General features: G+C 44.7%; 7 protein-coding genes. 1 reads left to right on the top strand and 6 read right to left on the bottom strand.

Annotation, left to right across the window (positions count from 1 at the left end; all coding sequences use genetic code 11):
- Positions 1 to 360: 360 nt before the first annotated feature.
- Genes AC3WTJ_RS12365 through AC3WTJ_RS12350 form a run of 4 tightly spaced genes read right to left on the bottom strand, consistent with a single transcriptional unit; the run spans position 361 to position 5,530 of the window.
- A complete protein-coding gene (locus AC3WTJ_RS12365) occupies positions 361 to 1,644 on the bottom strand; it encodes a hypothetical protein (RefSeq protein ID WP_492521990.1) in 1,284 nt (427 codons plus the stop codon).
- A gap of 44 nt (positions 1,645 to 1,688) precedes the next feature.
- Positions 1,689 to 2,804, bottom strand: coding sequence for a GerAB/ArcD/ProY family transporter (locus AC3WTJ_RS12360; protein WP_492521989.1), 1,116 nt, complete (start codon positions 2,802 to 2,804; stop codon positions 1,689 to 1,691).
- Positions 2,805 to 2,840: 36 nt separating this feature from the next.
- Positions 2,841 to 4,004 carry a Ger(x)C family spore germination protein gene (locus AC3WTJ_RS12355; protein WP_492521988.1) on the bottom strand — a complete coding sequence of 388 codons (1,164 nt, stop codon included), beginning with the start codon at positions 4,002 to 4,004 and terminating at the stop codon, positions 2,841 to 2,843.
- Positions 4,001 to 5,530: a spore germination protein gene (locus tag AC3WTJ_RS12350; RefSeq protein ID WP_492521987.1), complete on the bottom strand. Its 1,530-nt coding sequence runs from the start codon at positions 5,528 to 5,530 to the stop codon at positions 4,001 to 4,003. The genes AC3WTJ_RS12355 and AC3WTJ_RS12350 overlap by 4 nt, the downstream gene beginning before the upstream one ends.
- 376 nt (positions 5,531 to 5,906) lie before the next feature.
- Between AC3WTJ_RS12350 and AC3WTJ_RS12345 the strand changes: the two genes are divergently transcribed.
- Positions 5,907 to 7,097 carry an MFS transporter gene (locus tag AC3WTJ_RS12345; protein ID WP_492521986.1) on the top strand — a complete coding sequence of 397 codons (1,191 nt, stop codon included), beginning with the start codon at positions 5,907 to 5,909 and terminating at the stop codon, positions 7,095 to 7,097.
- Between the two features lie 70 nt (positions 7,098 to 7,167).
- Here the strand turns inward: AC3WTJ_RS12345 and AC3WTJ_RS12340 are convergent, their stop codons facing one another.
- Positions 7,168 to 7,458: an ArsR/SmtB family transcription factor gene (locus AC3WTJ_RS12340; protein ID WP_492522229.1), complete on the bottom strand. Its 291-nt coding sequence runs from the start codon at positions 7,456 to 7,458 to the stop codon at positions 7,168 to 7,170.
- A gap of 80 nt (positions 7,459 to 7,538) precedes the next feature.
- Entirely contained in the window at positions 7,539 to 9,230 is a 1,692-nt protein-coding gene (locus AC3WTJ_RS12335) for a CotH kinase family protein (protein WP_492521985.1), read from the bottom strand.
- Positions 9,231 to 9,333: the final 103 nt, after the last annotated feature.

The following is a 9,333-nucleotide window of genomic DNA, read 5'->3' as shown; positions in this document are numbered from 1 at the left end:
ATCAACACCTACGTAAGAATAGTTCTTGAAACCCCCTACTCAATACCTATCTTTTGTAGAATTATGTCGATGTACATAAAGTTCATATCGGCATTTTCTCATAAAATGTTTAGAAAAGTATTAAAACAATAATAGTTTTTGTCGAAACAACGAAAAAGTTCCTTGCAACATTAGATAAATCCTCCTATTTAATCACTTCTAAAGTCACATTCCCAATAATGACATTGCATTACTTTAACGTGTTTAAGAGCCTTTAGACCCATAAAAGTGTTTAGTAACCAAAAACAACAAAAAAAATAGGCTAACCAGTAACAACTGGCAACCTATTTTTCTCTTTCCGTTCTCTTTTTAATTTTTACTCTAGTATGTTTGAAAATTTGGTACTGCTTCTGCTTCATCATATTCCGTAACGCCAAGCGCTTTATTATGCCATAAAGTGGTGATAACCCGCTCGTGATCATCCGCCTTGCACCGAACCATCATGACAACTTCTGTTGCTCTTACCCTGCCAAACAAATCCACTGTGGGAAGTTTCTTAATAGCTATTAATTTGATGAAAAATCCAAGCAAGCCACCTGAGACCAGTCCATATAATGCCCAAAGTACTGGCCCCTGTTTTAGTACAAACCCGTATATCCCTCCAACGAGCATAAGAATGGATCCAAGAATGGTCGCAAGATCAACGAAGCTTACACCATCCGAGTAATGAGAGTTGTCGAATATTTTCTTTTTCTCATTACGAATCCGCAGTGGTAACGTGAATAGATTGGATTTCTGTATGCCGATCCTTTCAAGCTCAGTAAGAGCTATTTCAATAGCGGTAGAGTGCTCAAATGAAGCCACGATTAACATGCTCGTCGTCTCTCCTCTCGCAGTCAGCGCCTGCAACGGTAATTTAAATGCACGACTTTGATATTCAGATCTCAGAAATTGGGCTTGGGAAAGTTTGAACTGGATATTGTTGATCACTGCCTGGGAATATGTGAAATAAACATACCCGCCATATATAGAGGGGATAAATAAAAACCATTGAGGATCAATGACAGTTTTTACTTTTTCAAAATTACCAATACACGTCTGGTATAAACCGATGTAGAAACGAGAAGCAGCGATCGTAATTGTCCAAGTAATGAGGCTGAAAAAGAACGAAATCAAGTGATTTAAGTACAAAGAACCTAATCCCGGCATAATCATTTCCCAGTAGGTAGCTGCTACAGGGCTAACCTTGTTCAGTGTATTGATACTGAATGACGAAGCTCTTGTCGTTTTGGTGTAAGAGGTCGTCCGAAATGAAAGGATATAATTATTATTCATGTCTACACATCTTCGGTAAGAATCAAACATTGTGAAAACATAGACCCCGATATACAGATAGAAAAATCGTTGATCAATTACATGCATCGCCCCACTAAAATCCCCCAGCATGGAGCAATAAATGGCCTGATTAACCTTTGCAAGGTTATTAATCGTAAACTCAAAGATAATTAATGAATAGCCGATCAACGGGCTGTTGATCAAGCAATGTCCGTACCCAGGAAAAGCTGCAGACCACCACAGCGCAATCCATGGGTTCAGCGGGTATTCAATGCTCGTGTTTGATGGAATATTGTGCATCAGATGTGAATACCGTCTAGGCTGGGACATGTTTGACCTCATGTTTAGAAAATAGTCTGATCATTGGTTTACCACTAAGTAATTTGGCCATCTTTTCTAGCCCTCACCATTGCGATTAGCGAAGCAATCAACAGGACGAACGGTAGGAAGATACCACACAGCGGAAACATATAATAGCTCCACCAGACATAAAACGATTCGAACTGGATTGCACTCGGATTAATTAGCGCAGTGACGAAAATAGCAGGTCCGACTATCCAAATGAGCCTATACCAACTTTTCATATTCAGCCATAAGGATGCTTCATAGCTGATAACAAAAACGTGTATGGATAACAGGGAAGTCACGCCGAACATCCATAGCGAAAACATAAAAGTATCGATTTGTTGGATAAACTCCATGATATCGACTGTTCTTAAGTACGAGAAGAATGGATCTTGCATTTTTGCCGCTAGCGTCGGACCAAAGACCAAGAGGCTCAACATAGCTACAGTGACGAATGTCAAGGTCGTAGCCCCGAGGGCAAATGCCGACAGAACAGCTGCCTTTTTACCGTCTTTCATAAATGCAACGAGTACGAACAAAAGGAGTGACTCCCCACCAAGCAGTGTGGCAAGCGGCACCATTCCTTTCAAGATCGGTGCCCAACCCGTATCATAAAATACGGGCATGACGCGCTCCCATTTTAAATTGTGAGTATTCAGTATATAGCTGACCATGGTTGTTGCAAAAAACAACGGACCCACGACTTCATTGTAACGTCCAATTCCTCCAATGCCCCCGTGCACGCAATAGAGTGTCAAAGCCGATAGAATGAGCATTACAACCCATACGGGAGAGCGATCAAGCAGTACGGTCTGAATAAAATCTCCACTGTACCGTAGAATTAGAACGGATATCGAAAACCAAGCTACAAAATATGGCAGGATGATAAGCCTCCCGAACCAAGGACCTAAAACTTTTTGACTAAAGTTCGTTAGTGTCTGCCCCGGGTGCATCAGGCTTAATCGGATAAATGCCAACGTCAGAAGAATAACCGCCACACCTGCAATCACAATGGAGATCCATGCGTCCTGCTTCGCTTCGACAATTGCACTTTTCACAAATGGAATAATATTGCATCCATCAATAACCAGCAGGCTCCAAATAAGTTGTGATCCAGAAAGCTGCATAACCCCTTTGATTCGCATGTGATCTCCCCCTCCTTTCCACCTTCACGCAGCTAGTCATTCCACAACGATTGGATCCGAGGCTAGTCCTGAATTACGTATACAATTCAAACGGGTTTCGACTGACACTTCCAGCTCTGCAAATTGTTCGTTCCAATGCTCTTTGGCTGCTTTCCAGCGCTCGGGATGCTGATGGTGATAGGCATTCCCGAAACCAAAAATATCAGCCCGATAATCTTTCTGCACATGGGCAATCATCGTTGCAATCTCACGACGCGTTTTATCATTAGCAGCCTGTTCAATAATGCGGAGGTCCTTAGCAAGATTCGGATTCAGATGGGTATTGTTCTCTACGACTGCTCCAGTTCCAGACAATAGGACGTTCACATGTACCTGATTACCAGAAATCTGTGTCTGAATTTGGCTTCTCAGGGCCTTGAACTTGAGGCTTATCGTGTCTTGTTCTCCTTCAATCGTCGAAGAAAAATCGAATCCCGTCTGTTTGCCCGCAATCCAATTGGCGTAGACAGATTCATGGTCATTGAGAAAACCCACGACCTTTAACCCCTCCTTCGTATGAAAAACAGCGGAACCATAATAATAAGGCTTAGCGTACGCAGTAAGGCCTACTGCCGGAACGAGTGGGTCTATACCTTCGGTTAGGGCATCCGTCATAAAATCGTGGAAATAAACGTACCGTAAGCGAAATATCTCCTCCTGCCGTTTCAATGCAAGTGACGTGAAAGGTTCGAATGTAGCTTTATTTGCCAGAACTTCCTTGGCATCACCGTCTTTGACAACGAATAACTTGGAACGCAAAACCGATCGGGGATTACGAACAAATTGATCCAACAATTTGCCAATACCTTGCTTGGCTAACCGCTCGCCAATGATGACAACTTCACGATGTCCCGGAAAAATCTCACGGGGTAACTCCTTCTGCGCTCTACGCATCGCATCGTATACATTAATGCCAGTCGCCGTTGTCAGTTCGAATGTGTTCTTGGATGCTCCCCCTCCGCCTGCCAAGCTTCCCCCGCCTATACCGGAAGGAATCGCGATCTGGAAACTAACCTGCAGCTTGCCATCCTTCGTCAGATCCAGTCCATCACCCATATCGAACGCCAATCGATCGGGCTCTCGCCGATTTCCGCATGAGGCAGTAAAGGGTACACTGAGGAAAAATAGTAATAACGTCATCATGACGCGAAGGGTACTCATGGCGGATCGCCATCACCGGAAGCTTCGGTTCGTTTCGTTAACCGTTGCGGCATTCGAAGCCACCAATCTTTCAACCATTGTCGGGAAATCGGCGCTAGCGGGGATAAGTAAGGCATTCCGAACGGTCGAAGTTGAATCAAATGTATAAGTATGGCAATGATGCCTGCTGTTAAGCCAAACAAGCCAAATATGCCGGACAGGATAAGTAGCGGAAAGCGCAGCATTCTCAGAGGAATTCCAAACCGGTAGCGAGGAATGATGAATGACGCGATACCCGCCGCGGAGACGACAATAACGATCGGTGATGATACAATTCCAGCACTCACCGCTGCCTCTCCGATGACAAGCGCACCAACGACGCTAACGAGCGGTCCAATCGGTTTGGGCAAGCGAAGACCTGCCTCTCGCAGCCCTTCGAACATCACCTCCATCATAAGGACTTCGATAACCGTCGGAAAAGGTGCGGTTTCACGAAGCGCAGCAATGGTAATCATGAGCTTGGTAGGAATCAGTTCTTGGTGAAAATTAGTAAGAGCTATGTAGAATGACGGTAAAAGCACCGAAAATGCTGCAAAGAAATAGCGAACTGTCCGGTTTAGCAAGATATATAAAAAGCGTTCGTAATAATCATCCGGGGCTTGCAAACCGCTCCAAAATGTCATGGGGACAATAAGTGTAAATGGTGACCCGTCAGTAATAATGACAACTTTACCTTCCAGTAACCCTGATGCCACGACATCAGGACGCTCGCTGCTCATGATTTGTGGAAAAGGAGAAAAATGCGTATCCTCGATCGCTTCCTCAATATACCCGGAATCAAAAATCCCATCGATATCAATCCGATTTATTCTAGCCCGAACCTCGTCCAGCAAATGGACGTCTGCTAGACCTTCCATATACACAATAACGAGGTCAGTCTTAGTCAATCTGCCAACCGAAACTGCTTCTATTTTCAAATTAGGCGATGTAATCTTCGAACGCAAAAGAACCGTATTCGTCCGCAATCTCTCTGTAAAACTTTCCTTTGGTCCTCGAAGCGCCGGCTCCGAAGTTGATTCTTCGATGCCTCGTGCAGCAATCTGCTTGACAGATATCAAGATTACTGTCTCTTCCCCATCTGCCAAAATGGCTAGATCGCCTTTCAGGATACGAGTAGCGACTTCGCCAAATTCAGTTGACCTCTGCAGCTGCAGGGCGGATAGAAGCTGCCGCTCGTACACTTGAGCAATGGATTCTATGGTTCCCAGTCCTTGCGGCAAGCCTTCGTAGATTAAAGGCTTCAACACGTTGGTTTCCACAAGCTCAGCCTCAATCATGCCATCTACATAGACCAGCAGCATGCCAGGCATGTCTTTCGGTGATAACGCTCGAAAAACGATATCCGAACATTGACGAAACGCTTCTTTCAGCGCTGCCTCATTCTCTTCCAGCATACTTGTAAGGTTTACTACAGTGGGATCGGGTGAATTCCGACTCTCAGTGAACGATTTATGTAGTTTCTTGTGGGCAAGCTTCGTCCAATCCATGTGAGATCCACCTTTTTCAGTATGCTTGCTCGACTAATGAAACCGACAGCACTACTAAATTTCCCCAGTTGCTCTGTCTTTATTCAGCACTTAGGCTCCGCATTGTTCTTAAGGCCCGTCTTATTTTAGTTAGACGATTATCAAAGTATCATATCATCATGACACTTATGTCAAGTATTTAATCGTTAATCTGAAAACATTTTTGCTCTTGACGATTATCACTTTCAATGCGATAGTTATACATGCGTCTAACTGATAACGAGGAGGTTATCCTTTTGTCACGATTCTAGCTTGATCCCAAAAAAAACTCATCCACATTTTTTCTGTCACTTTTCAATCAGTGATAAAAAAATTATACAAATAGGAGTGAATTTTTGTGTCTGTTACGAAATCAAAAGCCTTTATCATTTTTATCCTAGCTTTCGGGATCTTCGGAATTATTAATACAGAGATGGGCATTATCGGGATCTTGCCGCTCATTGCTGAAAACTTTGGCGTTAGCGTTTCAACTGCCGGTTTGCTTGTCAGCTTATTCGCACTCGCAGTAGCGATTTCAGGTCCAATTTTGCCTTTGTTGTTTTCAGGGTTTAATCGTAAGGGCGTTATGCTGCTGGTTATCGGGCTCTTTGTGGTCGGTAATCTTGTGTCCATGTTCGCACCCAATTTTACAATAGCCTTAATCGCCAGAATTGTTCCAGCGTTCTTACATCCCGTTTACTTTTCTGTTGCCTTTACGGCAGCTGCTTCCTCTGTAAATCCGGAAATGGCTCCGAAAGCCATCGGTCGTGTGTTCATGGGTGTCACCGCGGGAATGGTTATTGGAACTCCAATTGCTTCTTTCATTGCAGAGAACACGAATCTTGAGCTAGCGATGTTGTTCTTTGCTGTCGTCAATGCTTTAACCTTCTTGGCTATTCTTCTCTTTGTCCCTTCTCTGCCTGTTAAACAAAAGCAATCTTATGGTTCACAGGTTCGAGTATTGAAGAAAGGTGTCGTTTGGGCAGCCATCTTTGGTGCGATTTTTATCCTGTCTGGTATGTATGCAACCTTCAGCTTCTTTGCAGAGTACCTTGGACGTGTAACGGAAATGTCTTCAAATATGATTAGCATGATGCTTATCCTGTTTGGTTTAACAGGCATGGTGGGGAATTTGCTCGCTGGTAAATTATTAACGAACAATGCGTTGAAAACTGCCTTCGTGTTTCCACTCGTTTTCGTTGTAAGTTACTTGGTCCTATTCTTATTTGGATCGTTCACGGTTCCTATGATACTGCTTATTGCATTATGGGGCGTGTTGTTTACATTTGGCCTTAATATCTCCCAATATATGATCACGTCTTCGGCATCCGAAGCACCAGACTTTTCTAATGGTCTTTTCGTTGCTTTTGGAAATCTTGGGGTTACCATTGGTACAATGGTTGGTGGCGCATTTATCAATGGGTTGGGTATTCAAAGTGTGATGTGGTCAGGCATCGTGTTCTTACTAATCGGGTTCTTGTCTATCCTGTTCTTTATACCGCTTACCCGTAAAGCCAAAATCAAAGAAGTATCCCAGATAGCCGCATAAAATTCTCTAAAAGAAAAGGCCATGAGTCGTTAGGGTTACCACCTTAGCGACTCATGACCTTTTCTTTTTATTACTCAGCTAGATTTTTTATTAGATCCTCAGAAATTTTATTTAGATATGCTTGCAGTACCTCTGGTTGAAAAGCAAGGCTCATGTATTTACCTTCGCGAATGCTCTGTATTAAACCCGCAATTTCAAGCTCCTTAATATGGTGAGAAATTGTAGCTGCACTCACGTTATGGGTCTCAAGCAACATACTGCAGGGCAACGGTTGACTGGAATCCTTAATTTCTTTGAGTATCTGAAAACGCCGAGGTTCGGCCAATGCTCTGGATATTCTGGTAAATTGCGATTCGGTCATGTCAGACAAAATGTAACCCCCCCTTTTTTACAATGCATATATAATTATATATCCATCTAACTGTCGATGCAAGCAATGCTTCATTGGTTACCGCCATTCATCCCATTCGGAAATCGGCCTTGCCCGCCTCCGAAGCCGTCTTTGCCTCCGGGACCGCCTTTGCCCATCCCGTTGCCCATCTTCGACAGATCCACCGTTGAGGCATCGATCAGTGCGCTGGCGTCAGCTTTTTGACCCTCGGTCGTTGAGGGGATTTCTCCGTTAAGCTGACCTTGAATGCTCTCCGAGCGAAGTGTTCCCAGCTTCGTTAACTCCGTAACAGCAGCTTTGTACTCGTCATACGTGTTGAAGGCACTTGGGTCGTTTTGCACATGGCTGGAAATCAATTGATCGAGGTTCGCAACCGTTTGTTCGAATTTACCGTCCGCAAAGTAACCATCCACAATTTCTTGCAAGTAGGTATGATATTTCTCCAAGTACTCAGGCACTTCAAGCAGCTTGCTAAGAATCGGGCGATCCTCCAGGCTTACACCGGAGAGCGGCGTGTCAATGGCCTGATTGACGACATCTGATGCACTACCTCCCTGGAACCCGCCGAATGCCATATTGTAATCCCAAGGCAGCATGCTGAGTTGACCGTCATTTTCATAGAGGTAATAATTATGCCCCATATTGGAGGTGTAGCTGTCCATATTCACCACGACCGTGTGCGCGGCAAAATATTTCAATACCGCGTCCACATCCACCGACGACTCCAAATCTGTCCCTGTGCTCAGATTTTTTAGCGCCGCGATCACGCGTTCGTAGTCGGTTTCATCCGTTTTCGTTTCAGCATTATCAAAAATGGCGGAATAACTGCTGATCTCATCGTCGGTATAAACGAGGGAAACTCCGTTCTGCGCGCCATTCATGCCGCCTCCGCCAGGACCACGGTTCCCGTTGCCGTCCATTGGAGGCATGCCGGTTTGTTGCGTTGCAGCATCGCCTCCTGGCATCTGCGAAGAATCCGCAGCCTCTGCGCCAGTATCCCCTGTAGCGGCCTGTGTACCGGCTCCGGCGGTTTCGCCATTTGCGCCCGGAGCATTCCCCATTTTGCCCATGTCACCTGGCATGTCGCCATCATCATTGTTCGGTTTGTACAGCTCACCTTCGCCGTCTTTCGTTCTGTCGAGGAAGCTGCCGTCTATCACTTCAACCGCCAAGTAGAAGCCCCATGACTTGCCATTGACTTGGATATCTGCAAAAGCATACAGCGGTGCGTCGACCCCGATATAGCTCATGATGTCATAGCTCAAATATTCCTTCATGTAGCTGCTGTCGGACTGCATGTTGTTAACGACGATTTTGTCGAGACCCATCCACGTTTGGCCGTCTACGTACTCATCGAATTTAATTTTAAAACTGTAACGGTCTGTCGTATCGTCTGCTACAACTTGTTTCAAGCTGGAATTACCTTTGGGCCGGATTCCGACATTCTTGATGGTCGTTCCGTTAATCGTAACATCCGCTGAAATGTATTCCTCTTCTGCTGCGTTATCCAGCATCTCCTGCCACTTCGCTTCATCAACATCAATGGAGAATGACATGATTTTGGTTTTATCCATTTCCTTGACATACCCCAGCGTTTGCGCACTTGAAGTGCTCGCCGCGGCCGCTACTACAGCTTCCGTCGAAGTATCTGACGTTTGCGTTTTTCCTTGGCTGCATGCCGTCAGCAGAGCTGAGCATAATATCACATAGCTGGCTTGTTTCACTAACATTTTTATATTCATATTGGCATCTCCTTTTCTAAGCAGCCGCTGTTTGAACGACTGTGATGCACTTAGTTTAAGGGACTAACCTTTAATGAAACTTAAATGGTGAGAAGCCAACCAT

Source organism: Paenibacillus sp. FW101-FHT12H11 (assembly GCF_058790355.1).
Note: the sequence above shows the minus strand (reverse complement) of the source record. Positions and strands in the feature narration are given on the sequence as shown.